The 16774-nt window shown below is 73.4% G+C and carries 5 protein-coding genes and 1 pseudogene; 2 read left to right on the top strand and 4 right to left on the bottom strand.

The features are described 5' to 3' along the window. Nucleotides 1–271 (bottom strand): annotated as a pseudogene (locus JKV81_RS08670) (1,3-beta-glucanase); the annotation flags it as partial. Nucleotides 272–604: 333 nt separating this feature from the next. Here JKV81_RS08670 and JKV81_RS08665 point away from each other — a divergent pair. Then, nucleotides 605–1366: a hypothetical protein gene (locus JKV81_RS08665; protein WP_236055868.1), complete on the top strand. Its 762-nt coding sequence runs from the start codon at nt 605–607 to the stop codon at nt 1364–1366. Nucleotides 1367–1472: 106 nt separating this feature from the next. Next, complete coding sequence (locus JKV81_RS08660) at nt 1473–2174, top strand: haloacid dehalogenase type II (RefSeq protein ID WP_202075318.1); 702 nt, start codon at nt 1473–1475, stop codon at nt 2172–2174. Between the two features lie 3 nt (nt 2175–2177). Here JKV81_RS08660 and JKV81_RS08655 read toward each other — a convergent pair whose 3' ends face one another. The 3 genes from JKV81_RS08655 to JKV81_RS08645 form a co-directional block, all read right to left on the bottom strand. After that, a complete protein-coding gene (locus JKV81_RS08655; protein WP_202075317.1) occupies nt 2178–5186 on the bottom strand; it encodes a 3-keto-alpha-glucoside-1,2-lyase-like domain-containing protein in 3009 nt (1002 codons plus the stop codon). 215 nt (nt 5187–5401) lie between these two features. Beyond that, nucleotides 5402–6802, bottom strand: coding sequence for an MDR family MFS transporter (locus JKV81_RS08650; RefSeq protein ID WP_202075316.1), 1401 nt, complete (start codon nt 6800–6802; stop codon nt 5402–5404). Then, the gene (locus JKV81_RS08645; protein ID WP_202075315.1) at nt 6799–16773 is read right to left on the bottom strand and encodes a non-ribosomal peptide synthetase; all 9975 of its coding nucleotides are present in this window, start codon (nt 16771–16773) and stop codon (nt 6799–6801) included. Before JKV81_RS08645 ends, JKV81_RS08650 begins: the two co-directional genes overlap by 4 nt. Nucleotide 16774: the final 1 nt, after the last annotated feature.

The raw sequence follows: 16774 nt of genomic DNA, 5'->3' as shown, positions 1-16774 counted from the left end.
CGAGGGCGGCGTTGTTGTTGCCGGCCGTGTAGTACTGCCGTTCGTGGTTGTTGACGTTGTCGCCGGTCTCGATCTGCCATTTCGAGCCGTTGACGGCGGAGCCGGCCGGGCCGTCGAAGTCGTCCGAGAACGTGACGGCGGCCGCCGCGGCGGCGGCGGGCGGGGTCACCGGCGCCGGAGCGCTCTGCGCCGGGACAGTGACCAGTGAGGCGAGGCCTAGCGCCATGACGAGGGACAGAACCAGACGTCTGGGCGAGCGTGGGGAACTCATGCCTTCTCCCTTCCGGGAGCGTGGGGGACTGACGCGCGCATGTCAGTTCCGAGCGAGTGGGACGGCACCACATCGAACACTCCCCGTGCACCCCCGAATCGAGCGGAAAGGGAGGGCGAAGGGGCGAAGAACACCGGACGGAAGCACCGGGGTGAGAGCGAAGCACTTACTTCACCCCTTGATATAAGGAATGAGCACGGAGCGTGTCAAGGGTTTGGTATAGACCGGAGGAACCCGGGTCCGGGCGGCCCGGGTGATCAGCGCGCGAACGCCCCCGCAGCACCCGCCGTGCGCCGCCCACCCGAACTATGGTGAACACCGGAGCACGGACGTATGAGGAGGGACACGATCGACACCGCCGAAATGGGCCGGCCCCCGCTGGACCCCGCCAGCATCCTGAACGCGAAGAACACCCTCTTCGAGCTCCTCGGCCGCGCGGGGGTCCCCCCGGGCGAGGCCGAAGAGCTGATCGCGCTCGTGGAGGCCGGCGCCGTCGTGGACGCGCACAGCGAGACCGGGAAGGCGCGGAGCGCCCCGGCCGGCGCCGACGGCCCGTACGACGCGGGCTGGCACGACGGCGCCCGGGCGATGGGGGACGAACTCCTCCGCGTCGCCGAGCGGGCACTCGAACGTGCCATCGGCCCGGCAGCAGGCCCGGCGGGCGGCGCGGCAGGGGGCCATCACCTCGTCGGACGGGTGGACGTGGAGCGCGCGAAGGTCGCGGTGACGCCGCTCTACCTCGCGTTCAGCGGCACCTCGGACCTCGACCCCGAGGTGTCGGACGAGGTCCTGACCGCGGCGCTCGGCACGATGAGCGTCGTGGGCCGCGTCGCGTACGCCGGTCAGCTGGAGCGGTTCACCGACTTCCACCGGCGGCGGCTGGAGCGACTGTACGCACGGTACGGGCCGGGCAGCCGCATCGCCGTCCACGGCCGCTACTCCCTCCTCCACTCCCCCACGAGCATCGCGGTGCTCGAACGCCTCACCGCCGCACCGGAGGCACTCCGGGAGGAGTGGGAGCGTGCGGAGCTGCCCCCGGCGTGGCTGGAAGGGCTCACGGTCGCCTGGCGTGCGTCGGAGGCCTCGCCGGTCTGACGCGCAGCGCGACCGGCCGCCGCCGGGAATCCGGTGGGCCCCCGCCGTGTTCGGCCAGAAGTCACTCCTGCTCGTACGCCCCCGCCTCGTCCCGGAGACCTCCCTCATGTCAGATCTCGTGTCAGGGCCAGAGATCGATGCCCTCGTGTTCGACGTGCTCGGCACGCTCGTCGACGAACCCGCCGGTATCCGCGCCGGCCTGCGCGCGCTCGACCCCTCGCTCGCCGATCCCGTGGTCGAGCAGCTTCTGTCGCTGTGGCAACAGCACATCGAGCGCGAGCAGCGCCGCATCCTCGACGGCGTCCGGCCCTACAGTCCGAGCGACGTCCTCGACCTGGAAGCCGCTCGGCGCGTCGCCGATGCCGTAGGGGTCGACGACCCGTCCGCCGTGGCCACGCTGGCCCTTTCGGCCCGTAGACTTCCGCCGTGGCCCGACACCCTGGCAGGGCTCGCCCGGCTCGCCGGAGGATTCCCGTTGATCGGGCTCTCCAACGCCAGCCGGACGGCACTGCTGGGACTCAACGCCCACGCCGGACTGCGCTGGCACCAGGCCCTGTCCGCCGAGGACGCCCGGACCTACAAGCCGGACCCAGCGGTCTACCGGCTGGCCGTCACCGTCTCCGGACGACCGCCGGAGCGCCTCCTGATGGTCGCGAGCCACGCGTGGGACCTGCGCGGTGCACAGGCCCTCGGCCTGCGCACCGCCTACGTCGCCCGCCCCGTCGGCGACCCGCCCGCTCCCTCGGACCGGTTCGATCTGTACGCCGACGATCTGGCGGGCCTGGCCGACCGTCTCGGCCAGGCCTGAGTCCTAACCCAGCGGTTCGATCCTGATGTCACGGAACCGCACGGTGTTGCCGTGGTCCTGGAGACGGATCGCCCCGGCCGAGGGGCCCTCCGGCGCGCCCGCGCCGGTCGGTCCGTCGATCGTGATGTCGTCGTGGACCTTCTTGCCGTTCCACACCACCGTCACCCGGGCATCGGCGGTCTTGCGGCCGCTGTCGTCGAAGCGCGCCGCCCGGAACGTGACGTCGTACGTCTGCCAGGTCTCCGGGGCGGTGGCCGCGTTGACGTCCGGTGCCTTCTTCTCGTAGATGGCGCCGGCCTCGTTCGTGGCGGGGGTGGTGTCGCCGTACGAGTCGAGGATCTGGAGCTCGTAACGGTCCTGGAGATAGATCCCGCTGTTGCCCCGGTCCTGTCCGGTCACGTCGTCCGGCAGCAGCGGTACCCGGAACTCCAGGTGCAGCTTGAAGTCCTGGTAGGCGTCCTTGGTGCGGATGTCGCCGCAGCAGACCTCCATCGACCGCTCGGCGGCCAGGGGCCATTCGACGCGCCGCCCGTCCGTGTGCTGCCACTGCGCCTGCGAGGCGGCGGTCCCGTCGAAGAGCGGCACGGGGTCCCCGTGGGGGCGCACGGTGATCAGGTCGAGGTTGACATGGCCGGTGTCACCGGGGTCGAAGCGGTACGAGAGTGTGTTGGGCCCCGCGTGCAGGCGGACCCGCTCGGTCTGCGTCGACCAGGCGTCCCAGGTGCCCGTCGAGGCGAGTTTCGTCTGTCGCAGCTTCTTCCCGTTGACGTGCAGGGAGAGGGACTTGGTGCCCTGGAAGGGGTCGGGGCCGTTGGAGTACCGCAGGTTCACGTCGTAGTCACCGGCCCTGGGGGCGGTGACCTCGAAGGTCGTGGCGGCCTGCCCCTCGGTGGAGTAGCGGTCGACGAAGCCGCTGCCCGAGTAGCCGGTGTGGTCGGTGCGGATGCCGGCCTTACCGGTGAGCTTCGCCTCCTCCGCCTCGTACAGCGTGGCCGGCGCCGGCTGCTTCCCCGGCAGGGCGTTGAGCGTGTACCAGGCCTCCGTGCTCCACAGCGTCTCGCCGGACGCGGAGGCGAAGGGGCGCGGGGAGCGCAGGTGCACGACCCGGTCGGGCTTGAGCCCGTCGAGGCGCAGCTGCACGGTGCGGCCGTCCTCGGAGAGGGTCGCCGAGCGCACGCCGAGCTGCTCCTCGGCGATCTTCGGGCCGCCGTAGTCGGAGGTGGGGGTGTAGCGCCACTGCTCCGCCCGGTAGCGGTCCGTCAGCTCCTGCGCGGTGGCCTCCGACAGCGGCTGGGTGTATTCCAGGTCGAAGCCGCCGGGGACGGCCCGCATCTCCTTGATGTCGAAGGTGTTGCCGCCGTTGGGGGTGAGCTTCTGCAGGCCGAACTTCAGTTTCCCTTCCTGGCCCCAGTTACCGTCGGCCCCGAGGCCGCCGGTGTATATCGCCCCGTCGGGCCCCATGGTGATGCGGTTGACCCCGGCTTCCAGTCCCTGGGTGTAGCGGAACACGGCACCCTGGTACTGGCCCTTCACCTTCTCCAGGTAGCCGCGCTGCAGTCCGCCGTAGGTGACGTCGCCGAACAGCATCTGGCCGGCGAAGGTGCCCTCCTTGAGATACAGCGGCGTACTGGGCGAGTTGGCGATCTCGTTCTGCGGCAGCCAGAGCACCGGCTGGGTGACGGGCTTGGCGTCGAACTGGCCCGAGGGCTGGGTGTAGTGGTTGAAGAAGCGGTCCTGCTTGATCTGGACGAGCTTCGACGCGGGCAGCCAGCCGCCCTGGTTGTCGGTGGTGAAAAGAGTGTCGCCGGGGCCCCAGCCGATCCCGTTCGGGGTGCGCAGACCGCCGGCGATGGCGTGGATCTTGCCGGTCTTCTTGTTCACCTTGTACGTCGTGCCGCGTCCCTTCGCCGGCTGCGGCGTGGTGGTGGCCCCGCCGTAGTCGATGGCGACGGACAGGTTCACGTAGAAGTAGCCGTCGCGGTAGAGCAGCCCGAACGCGAACTCGTGGAAGTTCCCGCCGTACGGCCAGGTGGCGACGGTGCGGTACTCGTCGGTGACGAAGTCCTTGTCCGTGTCGACGAGTTGCGTCAGCTCGTGCTTCTGCGAGACGTACAGCGAGCCGTCGACGTACTTGATGCCCATCGGCTCGCGCAGGCCCTCGGCGACCTTGGTCACCGTCACCTTGTCGCGGCTGGTGTCCCCGGTGACGTGGTCGAGGAGGTACACCTCGCCGGTCACGTTCTCGGAGCCGCCCCACGTGGAGAGCGCCAGCCGCCCGTCGGGCAGCCAGTCCATGCCGGTGACCTGAGGTTCGAAGCCGTCCGGGCGCAGGTCGGTGAGGTCGAGGTCGGGGCGCACATCGGCGAGCGGCAGTCCGTCACCGGGGCTGTCCGCGCCGGATTCGCACTCCTTACGGCCCGGCGCGGTGACCCGGACGACGCCGGCGTCGGTGCTCAGGGACTCCTGCGGGACGACCGTGAAGCCGTCCGCGCCCGGGGGTTTCCAGGCGAGGGTCAGCTGCTGGTCGCCGCCGCGCTCGAAGTAGTCGACGCGGAACGGGTGGGAGCCGGCGGTGAGCTGGGCGGATCCGTCCTTGGGCTCGGCACCGTGCAGACCGTCGTGGTCGATGACCTCCTGGTCGTCGATGGTGAGCCGGGAGCCGTCGTCGCTGGTGAGGCGGAAGGCGTACGTCCCGTCCTCGGGGACGACCAGGTAGCCGGACGCCTCGGCCACGAAGTTGTCGGCGAACCCGCCGAAGTCGTCGGTCGTGGACCAGTCGACGGCGGGCATCAGCTTGTCGTGGTTGGGCGTCTGGCCCGGCTTGAGCGTGCACAGGGTGCTGAGCGGCACCTGGGTGTCGAAGACGCGCAGGGTGACGCCGGGTTCCTGGGGCGGGATGTCGTCGGGGGCGGCGGCGGCCGGGTGTCCGGCCCAGACACCTCCCGCGAGCAGTCCTCCGACGAGCAGGGCGGTGAGCTCTCTTCGGGCACGTGGGAACAGCCGTGGATGCATGGGTCCTCCAGCAGGGGGTCGCACTCCGGTCGGGCTGTACTGATCCGCGGACTTGCACTGCGCCTACGGTGGCGCCGCCACGGTAGGGGACTTCTGCTGGGGAAGTCCATACTTTGTCATCTGCGAGTTCAAAGTCCCTGGTGTGCCTCCAAACCCCCTCGCCGGCCCGGGACTTGGCGCCGGATGGGCGCGGTCCGGGGCCGGCGGGGGGCGGGTCATGGCGTGCGTGCCTGGGTGCGGGGCAGCCTGGTGGCCCCGGCCGCAGCGAGCAGGCAGAAGCCGAGCACCCACCAGAAGGTGTCGCCGAACGCCGAGGCGATGTCCTGGCCACGGGCGGAGAGCCGGCTCTGCAGGACCACGGCGAGGGCGGCGGTACCCACCGAACCGCCCACGGTGTTGAGCAGGTTGAGCGCTCCGGACGCGCGGGGCAGGTGCTCGGGCTCGATGCGGCTGTAGACGATGTTCATCACCGGCGCGCCGACCATCGCCATCCCGAGGCCGCGGACCGCGAGGGCCGCGACGATCGCGGCGTCCGGGATCCCGTGGCCGAGCTGGGTGAACGGGACGGTGCCGGCGAGGATCAGCGCGATGCCGGTCACGACCAGGGTCCGCGGCGCGACCTTGTCGATGGTGCGGTTGACCAGGACCGATCCGGCGGCCGCGCCCAGTCCCTGAGGCGCGAGCAGCAGCCCGGCCTCCCACGCCGTCAGACCACGGCCGGCCTGGAAGTACAGCGGCAGCAGGAACATCGTGCCGAACACGGATGCCCCGAGGACCACCAGGGCGAGGGCCGCGGCGCCGAAGGGCGGCCGGGCGAACAGCCGGGGGTCGACCAGCGGTGTGGCGCGGGTGCGCAGCCCGTGCACGGTGAAACCGGCCAGCATCGCGAGCCCGGCGGTGACCCCGATCTCCGCCGGGCGGGTACGGCCGTGGGCCACCTCGGTCAGGCCGTACACCAGCACGGCCAGGCCGGGCGAGAGCAGGACGGCCCCCCGCAGGTCGAAGGCCGTACGCCGGGTCGACGGCGGCACCGCGGGCACGTACCTGCGGGCGAGCAGCGCGGCGACCAGCCCGATCGGCAGGTTGACCAGGAACAGCCACGGCCAGGGCGCCACACCGAGGATCGAGCCGCCCGCGAGCGGGCCGAAGACCGGGGAGAGCAGCGGGACGACCGCGACGACGCTGATCACCCGGCCGGTGCGGTTCGGCCCCGCGACGCGGGCCAGCAGGGCCTGCCCGGTCGCGGGCAGCAGTCCGCTGCCGAGGCCCTGGATCACCCGGAAGACGATCAGGCTGGTCGCCGACCAGGCCAGCGCGCACAGCACCGAGCCGAGCAGGAACACGCCCACGGCGGCGAGCCAGGTCCGCTTGCCGCCGAACCGGTCGGCCAGCCAGCCGGACGCCGGTACGGCGGCGACCACGGCCAGCAGATACCCGGTGGTGACCCACTGGATCTCCGCGACGGACGCGCCGAACTCCTCGGTCAGGGCGTCGATGCCGACGCTGACGATGGTGGCGTCCAGGGTGGCCATGAAGGTGCCGAGCACCAGGATGAAGGCGACCCGCAGCAGTTGCCGGTCCACCCGTTCGACGGGGGGTGCGACGTCCTTGCTCATCGTCCCTCCAGGAGGTCGCGCACATCGGCGTCGAGGTGCTTGTCCAGGGACCGGAGCAGATCGAGCAGTTCCTCCGCGAGCCCGTCGGTGCCGACGCCGGCCCGGTGCGCGAGGACACCGGTCCAGCCGTCGCCGTCCGGCATGACCGTGAGGGTCACCGGGTGGTGGGTGGCCTCACGGAACCGGGTGCCGACGACCGTGAGCCCGGGGGCGGGTTCGCGGAGGCGGCCCGGGTCGACGGGGTAGTTCTCGAACACCACCATGCTGTCGAAGAGCCGGCTCCGCCCGGTCAGCCGCTCCAGGTCGGAGAGGGCGACGTGCTGGTGCTCCACCAGGGCCCGCTGCCGGGCCTGGAGGTCGGTGAGGGTCTCCGCGAAGGTGCCGGTGAGCCGTGCCCGTACGGGGACGGTGTTGGCCAGCAGTCCGATGATCTCCTCGACGCCCTCCAGCTCCGGGGGACGGCAGGCGACCATGGCGCCGAAGCAGACGTCCGTACGGCCGGAGCGCCGGGCGAGCAGCACCGACCACGCGCCCTGCACCAGCGTGTTGCGGGTGAGTCCGCGCCCCGCGGCGAGCCGGCTGATCTCGGCCACCAAGGGTGCGTCGAACTCGATGACCTCGGGTGTCTGCCACGCCGGGCCGGGTTCGCCCGCGCCCAGGTGGTCGCCCTCGGGCAGGCCGTCCAGCTCGGCCGCCCACGCCCCGAGGTCGGGCTCGTGCTCGGCGCACCAGCGCAGATAGCCGCCGAACGGTACGGGGGCGGGGAGTTCCGGGGCCACGCCCCGGACGTGGGCCGTGTAGAGGGCGAACAGTTCGGTGAGGATGCGCGGGGCCGACCAGCCGTCGGAGAGCACGTGATGGGTGGTCAGGACCAGGTCGGCGCGGTCGGGGCCGAGCCGGATCACGGTCAGGCGGACGAGCGGTCCCGTAGCGAGGTCGAAGGGTTCGGCCAGGTCGGCGGCGAGCACCTCGTCCGCGGGCCCGTCGGTCACCCGGAAGTCCGGCCGGGGCGCCATGGGGATCACCGCCAGGGAGGCGGGGAAGACGGCGCCCAGGTTCGGGTGGCGTGCCAGCAGTTCGGTGGCCGCGGCGCGCAGGGCACCGGTGTCGAGCGGGCCGGCCAGGGAGAACGCCGACTGCACGGTGTACGGGTCGGGCCGCTCGGTGCGCGAGTGCCGCAGCATCACCTCCTGCAGCGGGGTGAGCGGCTGGATGTCGCTGACCGCCCGGTCGGGGCCGAGCGCCCTGATCTCCGGTGCGGCGGCGACCCGCAGGAGCGCGGTCCGCATGTTTTCGGCCAGGTCCTCGATCTCGGCGGGGGTGAACAGCGCGGAGGGCCAGGTGAACCGGATGCCGAGCGCGTCGTCGCGTACCAGCGCGTTGACCATCAGGCTGTGGGGCAGCGGCATGGCGTCGGAGCCGCCGGAGCCGAGCGGGTCGGCGTCCGGGGACGGCTGCCACGGCGTCTCCTCGGCAGGGGCGCCGGGGTACCTGCCGAGGTAGTTCCAGGCGACCTCCGGCTCCACGGGGTCCAGCAGTCCGGCCGCGGTGAGGATGCCGTGGCCGAGGCCGTCGCCCTGCGCGCGCAGCCGCTCCCTGACCGCCTGTACGTCGTCGTCGGCGTCGAGCAGCACGGGGTGGACGGCGGTGAACCAGCCGACGGTCTGCGACAGGTCGACCTGCCGCGGGCGTCCGTGGCTCTCCAGGGCGACCAGCAGGTTCCGGGTGCCGCGCCATGCGTGTACCGCCCGGGCGAGGGCCGTCAGCAGGACGGCGTCCGGTGTGGTGCGGTAGGCGGCGGGCAGGGTCGTGACCAGGGAGCGCGTGGCGTCGGTGTCGAGCCGGAGCTCGTGGTGCGTCGCGGTGGCCACGGTGTCCCGGGCGGGGTCGAGCGGACGGGTGAGTGCCTCCGGGGCGCTCATCCGCCGCCAGTGGGGCAGTTCGTCCCTGCGGTCGGCCTCGCGCAGGGTCTGCGCCCAGCCGAGGAACGACTCGCCGTGCCGGGCCGGTGTCCCGCCGGCGTGGGCGTGCTCCACGTCGTCCAGCAGGACGCGCCAGGACACCCCGTCGACGACCAGGTGGTGGGCGATCAGGACGAGGCGGCCGGGCCTGTCGGGGCCCGCGTCCACCCACACCGCGCGCAGCAGCGGACCGGTGCGCGGGTCCATCGAGGCGCGTGCCGCCGCGGTCCCGGAGTCGGCCGCGGCCCGCAGGTCGCCGGCCGCCTCGACGCGGGTCAGTACGTCGGCTCCGGTGACCGCGCCGACGGGCGGGATGCGCAGGACGTCACCGGCCAGACGGGCCCGCAGCACGTCGTGGCGGGCGAGCACCGTGTCGAGCACGGCCTGCCAGGACGTCTCGTCGCCCCCGGGCGGGACGCAGATCTCCACCCACTGGCAGAAGCCGTCCGCGGCCGAGCCGGCCCTGCGCAGCAGGTCCCGCATGACCGGGGTGAGCGGGGCGTCGCCGACGGCGGGGGCGTCGCCCGCGTCGAGGTCGCGGGCCCGTGCCGCGATACCGGCGACGGTCTCCCCTTCGAACACGTCGCGGGCGGCGAGTCCGAGGCCCTGGCGCCGGGCCCGTGACACCACTTGGAGGGCCACGATGCTGTCTCCGCCGACGGCGAAGAAGTCGTCGTCGAGGCCGACCTCGTCGGTGCCCAGGATGTCCCGGAACACGGCGAGGAGCAGGGCCTCGGCCTCGGTGGCGGGTTCACGCCGTGCGGCTGCGGTGGTCTCGGGAGCGGGCAGCGCCGAGGTGTCGAGCTTGCCGCTGGGGCTCAGCGGCAGCCGGCTGATCGGCACGAGTGCCGTGGGCACCATGTGGTCGGGCAGTTCCCCGGCCAGGTACGCGCGCAGCCGGGCGGTGTCGAGGTCGGCGTCGTCGGTCGGGATGACGTAGCCGACGAGCCTGCCCTCCCGCATGATCACGGCGCAGGCGCGGACGTCGGGATGGCCGGTGAGGGTGGTCTCGATCTCGCCGAGTTCGACGCGGAAGCCACGGATCTTGACCTGGTGGTCGGCGCGGCCGAGGAACACCAGCTGTCCGTCGGGCCGCCACCGCACCAGGTCGCCGGTGCGGTAGATCCGCTCCCCCGGCGGGCCGAAAGGGTCGGCCACGAACGTCGAGGCGGTCAGGCCGGGGCGTCCGAGGTAGCCGCGGGCCAGGCTCGGCCCGCCCAGGTACAGCTCGCCCGTCACGCCGACGCCGACCGGCTGGAGTCCGCCGTCGAGGACGTAGGCGCGGACGTCGGGGTCGGGGCGGCCGATCGGCAGCGGCCCGGTGTCCTCCGGGTCGTACCGCCATGTCGTGGAGTTGATCGTGACCTCGGTCGGTCCGTAGGCGTTGAAGAGCGCCCTGCGGCCCTGGCCCCAGCGCCGGGCGAGCTCCGGGTCGAGCCGTTCGGCGCCGACGACGAAGAACACGTCGGGGTCGACGGTGCCGTCGTCGGGCATCGCGGCGAGGAAGGACGGGAGCAGGTTCACTCCTGTCACACGGTTCTCGGTGATGTAGTCGAGAAGTTCGTCGCCGGGTACGCGCACCTCCTCGGGCGCGATCACGGAGGTGCCGCCGGAGAGCAGCGGCACCATGGTCTGCCAGAACGCCACGTCGAAGCTGGTCGAGGCGAAGTGCAGGTACCGGTCGTGCTCGGTGACGCCGACGACCTCCTCCTGGAGCGCGATCAGGTCGGGCACGCCCCGGTGGGTCACCCCGACGCCCTTGGGCCGCCCGGTGGTTCCCGAGGTGTAGATGACGTAGGCGAGCGCGTCGTCGGTGAGGGCGGCGCGCGCCTCGGCCGGGTCGGTCTCCGGGGCCGACGCGAGGGTGGCGGGGTCGTCGAGCCGCAGCACCGGCAGTTCGCGGGCGACGGGCAGTTCGGCGCCGGTCGTCACGACGGCGGCCGGGTCGATGTCGTCGAACATGTAGGCGAGCCGCTCGCGCGGGTAGCTCGCGTCCATCGGTACGTACACGGCGCCGGCCTTGATCACGCCGAACAGGGCCACGGTCATCTCGATGTCGCGTACGAGCAGGACCGCCACCGGGTCCTGCGGCCGCACGCCGCGTGCGATCAGCGCGTGGGCCAACTGGTTGGCGCGGGCGTCCAGTTCGGCGTAACTGAGGCTGCGGTCACGGCAGACCAGGGCCTCGGCGCCGGGCTTGCGCTCCACCCAGCCGGCGAACACTTCGAGCCAGTGGCCGCGGGCCCTGGCGGCGACGACCTCGGTGCCGGTGCGGAGCATCCGCTGCCGCTCGCCGGCGTCGAGCGCGGGCAGCCGGACCGCGGGGCGCGCCGGGTCGTCGACAATCTCCCGCAGGAGGTGGTGCAGCCAGCGGCCGTAGTCGCGTACGGCCGATTCCTCGAAGGCGCCCGGCTGGTAGCCGAGGCCGATGGTGATCTCGTCGTCGGGGATGACGATGACGGTCAGCGCGTAGTGCGTGGCGTCGGTGATGTCCACCCCGGCGAGGTCGAGTCCGGGGGCCAGCGGGGTGCGCTTCCGGCTGGAGAGCGGGAAGTTCTCCATCACCAGCATCGTGTCGAACAGTTCGCCGATGCCCACCGCCCGCTGGATCTCGGGGAGACCGACGTGGTGGTGCTCGGCCAGGGCGACGCTCTCGGCGTGGACCTGTGCGAGGAGGTCGCGCGCCGTCGTGTCCCGGTGGTGCCTGACGCGTACGGGGATCGTGGTGCCGAGCTGGCCGATCATCGACTCGACTCCGTCGACCTCGGCGGGCCGCCCGGAGACCGGGCAGCCGAACACCACGTCGAGGCGGCCGGTGAGCCTGCCCAGCAGCAGTCCCCACGCGGTCTGGAGCACGGTCGTCAGGGTGACGCCCTCCTCGCGTGCGAACGCGCGCAGCCGGTCGCTGAACTCGCGTCCGAGGCCGACGGTTTCGCGGCCGGGCCGCTCGACGGCGGTGCCGGTGCGGGCGGGTGCCAGCCGCGTCGCGTCGTCGACGCCGGCCAGGGTGTCCCGCCAGGCGGCGAGCGACGCCTCCCGGTCGCGGCCCGCCAGCCACCGGAAGTACTCCGACAGCGGCTGGCCTGCGGGGGCGGCGGGTCCGCCGCCCAGCTCGGCGTAGATGGCGAGGAGGCTGCGGCCCACCAGCGGCATGGACCAGCCGTCGAGCAGGGAGTGGTGGTTGGTGATCACCAGCTTGTGCTCGGCGGGCCCGACCCGGGACAGCAGGAAGCGGATCAGCGGGGGCCGGCCGGGGTCGAAGGGCCGCTCCAGATCGGCACGCGCGGCCTCCGCGAAGTGGTCGTCCTCCCGCCAGTCCAGGGTGATGTCGGCGGGGATCACCTGCACCACGTCGTTGCCTGCGGTGCCCAGGTACACGCGCAGGGCGGGGTGGCGGCGCAGCAGTTCGCGGGCGGCCTCGGCCATCCGGCCGGGGATCAGCTCGCCGACCAGGGTGGTCACGGCCTGGACGACGTAGACATCGGTCTCGTCGTCGTCGCGGAGCAGGGTGTGGAAGGACAGGCCGACCTGGAGCGGGGTGGCGGGCAGTACGTCGGCGACGCGTCCGGTGCGTTCGAGGGCGTCGATGGCGGCCTGGTCGAGGTCGACCAGCGGGAGGTCGGACGGGGTGAGTCCGCCCCGGGTGTGGCGGGCGTGCTCGGTGAGCGTCTCCAGGGCCGAGGTCCAGGCCGCCTGCAGGGCGGTGACGACGTCGGTGCCGAGCACCCCGGTCGCGGCGGTCCACTCGACGGCGAGCCGGGGCGCTTCGCCCTCGTGGACGAAGCAGTTGAGGGCCAGGACCTGTTCCAGGGCCTTGGCGCCGGGCTCGGTCACCGAGAAGGCGTCCCGCTCGGGCAGGCTCCACCCGGTCGCGGACAGCGGGGCGAACCGGCCCAGGTAGTTGAGCAGGACGTCCGGGGGCGGGGTCGCCGAGAGCTCGGGAGCGGTCTCCGGGTCGAGATGGCGCAGGACGCCGTATCCGATGCCCGCGTCGGGGACCCGGCGCCTGGCCTCCTTGGCCGCGCGCAGCGCCCGCCCGACGGCGTCGGAAGCGGGGACGCGGACCGGGTACTCGCTGGTGAACCAGCCGACCGTACGGGACAGGTCGAGGTGTTCGCGGCCGTGTCCCTCCAGCGTGACGGTCACGTCGTCGCCGGACAGCCCCCAGTTCCGCAGGGTGAGCACGAGCGCCGCCAGCAGCACCTCGTCGACCCCGGCGCGGTACGCGGCGGGCAGGGTGGTCAGCAGCGCCTCGGTCGCCTCGGGCGAGGCCACGGTGACCGAGCGGTGGGCGGTAGAGACCGTGTCCCGCGCCGGGTCCAGCGGCCGGGCGCCCAGCCGGGAGGCCCCGGCGAGCGCGGCCCGCCAGTGGTCGAGTTCGCCGCGTCGCGCACCGGACGTGCCCTGTTCGGCGAGGAGCAGGGCGTGCCGGCGCCAGGAGGCGCCGACCGGGCCGAGGGTGCCGCCGGTGCAGGCGGTGTGCAGGTCGGGCAGCAGGACGCGCCAGGAGACGCCGTCCATGGCGAGGTGGTGGACGACGACGACCAGCCGGTCCGCCGTTCCTTCGCCGGTGCGGAGCAGGGCCGCCCGTACGAGGTCGCCCGTCCTGGGGTCGAGTTCCGCCGCCAGCCGCTCGGCCAGGGCGGTCACGTCATCACCGCGTACGTCGTCGACGGCGGCCCGTACGGTGCCGCGGGGCAGCACCTCCAGGCCGTCGGCCGCCCGCAGCCGCAGCGCGTCGTGGTGGTCGAGCACGGCCTGCACGCCGGCGGCCAGCGCCTCGCGGTCCAGCGCGCCGACGCTCAGGGCGGTCCACTGGGCGTACCCGGCGATGGTGTCCACGTCGGGGTGCGGGTCGAGCAGGCCGCGTACGATCGGCGGCGCGGGCACGGGCCCGGACGGCTCGTCCACCGGTTCGGGGACGTCCGCCAGCAGTTCGGCGGAGGCGGCGAGCGCGGCGAAGCTGCGGCGCGCCAGCAGGTCGCGCGGCCGCAGCCCGAGACCCACGGCCCGCAGCCTGCTGCTGACGGTGATCGCGGTGATGCTGTCCCCGCCGAGGGCGAAGAAGTCGTCGTCCACGCCGACCCGTTCGACGTCGAAGGCGTCGGCGAGCACGGCGCAGAGCAGGCGCTCCCGCTCGGTGCCCGGCTCCCGGCCGCCGCCTGCGGAGACGGGTGCGGGCAGGGCGGCGCGGTCGAGCTTGCCGTTGGGGGTGACCGGCAGCTCGGCCAGCACCACCACGGCGGCGGGCACCATGTGGTCGGGCAGCCGCTCGGCGAGGTGGGCGCGTGCCTCGTCCCCGGTGACCGAGGCGGAGACGACGTAACCGACCAGCCGGGAGGACAGCACCCTGGCGGCGGCCGCGGTGACGCCGGGCACGGCCGCCAGGGCCGCCTCGACCTCGCCGGCCTCCACCCGGTGGCCGCGGATCTTGACCTGGCCGTCACCCCGGCCGCCGTACGCGATGCCCCGGCCGGGCACCCATGTGGCGAGGTCGCCGGTGCGGTACATCCGGTCCCCGGGGGCGCCGAAGGGGTCGGCGACGAAGCGTTCGGCGGTGGCGCCGGGCCTGCCGAGGTAGCCGCGCGCGAGGTGCGGTCCGGCGAGGTAGAGCTCGCCCGTCGTGCCGTGCGGTACGGGCTGGAGCGCGCTGTCCAGCACGTAGGTCCGGGTGCCGGCGAGCGGGTGGCCGATGTGCGGCTCGCCGTCGTCGATGCGGGCGGTGGTGCTGTCGACGGTCGCCTCGGTCGGCCCGTAGATGTTGCGTGCGGACGTCCCCGACGCGGCGACGCGCTGCCACAACGCGGGCGGGGTGGCCTCTCCGCCGAGGACCAGCAGGGTGGGCCGCAGGTCCAGCAGGCCGCCCTCGATCAGCGGTGCGGCCATCGACGGCGTGGTGTCGACGACGTCGATGCCGTCGCGGGTGTACGCGGCGAGCAGGGCGTCGGCGTCGCGGATGGTCTCGGCGTCGTAGACGTGCAGTTCGTGGCCGCACAGCAGCCACACCAGGTGGTCGAAGGCGGAGTCGAAGGCGAAGGAGTAGGTGTGCGCGGCGCGCAGGCGCCTGCCCGCGGCCTGTTCGGCCTCCGCGACGACCGTGGAGCGCTGGTGGTGCAGGAGCGCGGCGAGACCGCCGACCCTGCCGAGCACACCCTTGGGGCGTCCCGTCGAGCCGGAGGTGTGGATGACGTAGGCGAGGTGTTCGGGGTGCCTGGGCGCGGCCAGTTCACCGGCCGTCAGGGGTTCGCCGGACAGGCCCGCGGCCTCGTCGAGCAGGGTGCCCCACAGCAGTCCGTCCACCGCGCCCGAGGTCACCACCAGCGCCGGGCGGGTGTCCTCGATCAGCTCGTGCAGCCGCTCGGGCGGGTACGCGGCGTCCAGCGGCAGGAACGCGGCGCCCGCGTCCATCACCGCCAGCAGGGCGACGACCGAGTCGGCGGAGCGCGGCAGCGCGAGCGCCACGACGTCGTCGGCACCGATCCCGCGGGCCCGCAGCGCCCGCGCGAGCCGGTGCACCCGGTCCGCGAGGTCCGCGGCGGACAGCCGGTCCTCGCCGCACACCAGGGCCGTACGCCCGGGGCCGGCGGCGGCCATCGCGTCGAATGCGGTGGGCACGTCCACCGGGGTGCCGGGCAGCGCGGGCGGACACCAGGCCGCCATCAGCGCGCCGGCCTCGCCGGCCATGGGGATCCGTCCGACGGGCACACCGTCGACGAGCCCGGCCAGCAGGGCCCGCAGCCCGGCCAGCAGACCGTCCACCGAGGCCTGGTCGTTGGTCCGCGCGTCGACCTCGAAGCCGAGCAGCAGCCCGCCGTCACCGGCCGGCAGGACGCTCAGGCCCATGTCCTCCGGGGGGCCGCCCGCGACGTTGCGCATCACACCGCCGGACCCGGCGAAGTCGATCGCCAGGTCGAACGCCTTGAGGTTGATCCCGCGTCCGTGCAGCAGCGCCCCCGCACCGGGGACGCCGAGGTCCTGCGGCAGGTCCTCGCCCCGGTACCGCTGGTGGTCGCGCATCTCGCGCATCGCGGACGCCACCCGCCGGGTCAGGTCGCCGAGCCGGTCGCCACCGCGCACGGTCACCCGCAGCGGCAGCACGTTGACGGCCATGGCGGGCGTACGCAGTTCGACGGAGCCCGTGCGGCACATCAGCGGCAGTGCGAAGACGACGCCGGTGCGGGCCAGCCTGCGGTGCAGGAAGGCGGCGTACCCGGCGATCAGCGCCTCGCCCCAGGTGACGCCCTCCGCATCGGCGAACGCGCGCAGCCGGGCCGTCTCCTCGGCGGTGAGGGCGGTACGCGCGGTGAGGGTGCGGTCGGGCGCGCCGACGGCGGTGCCCGCGTCGTCGAAGGACCCGAGCTCGGGCAGCGGGGTGAACCGCTCGACCCAGTACGCGCGGTCCTCGGCCGACCGGTCGCTGTCCCGGTAGGCCTGGTCGGCCGCGACGAGGGCGGCGAAGCTGCCGAAGGTGCACTTCGCCGGCTCCTCGCCCTGCACCAGGGCGGTGTAACGGGCCCCGGTGCGGCGGGCGAGCATCGCCGCGGTGTAGCCGTCGAACACCAGGTGGTGGCCGAGCTGGGTGTACCAGACCTCCCGGTCGGAGAGCCGGATGACGGTACGTGAGAAGAGCGGCCGGTCCACCATCCCCCGGCACGCCTCGGCCGTCCGCGCCCGCTCCGCGTCGACCAGCGCCTGGGCGGCGGCCACGGGGTCGGCCGCTCCTCGGACGTCGAGCACCTGAGGTGGCGCGACCGGCTCCTCGGCGACCCTCTGGCGCGGCCCTTCCGGTGTGTCGTACACCCGCAGCCGCAGCGTCTCGGCCTCCTGGGTGGTCGCCCGGACCGCCTCGACCAGCGCGGGGACGTCGACCGGTTCCCCGCCGGATATCTCCACGACGTCGCCGACGACGTAGTACGGCGAGTCCGGCTCCAGGCTCTGCGCGTTCCAGATGCCCAACTGGGCCCGGGTGAGGGGGAGGAGGCCGCCGGAGGAGACGCTTGCGGTGCTCAAC

This window comes from Streptomyces silvae, from assembly GCF_016745505.1.
In the GTDB taxonomy this organism is placed as follows: Bacteria; Actinomycetota; Actinomycetes; order Streptomycetales; family Streptomycetaceae; genus Streptomyces; species Streptomyces silvae.
This window is presented reverse-complemented; position numbering and strand designations above follow the sequence as displayed.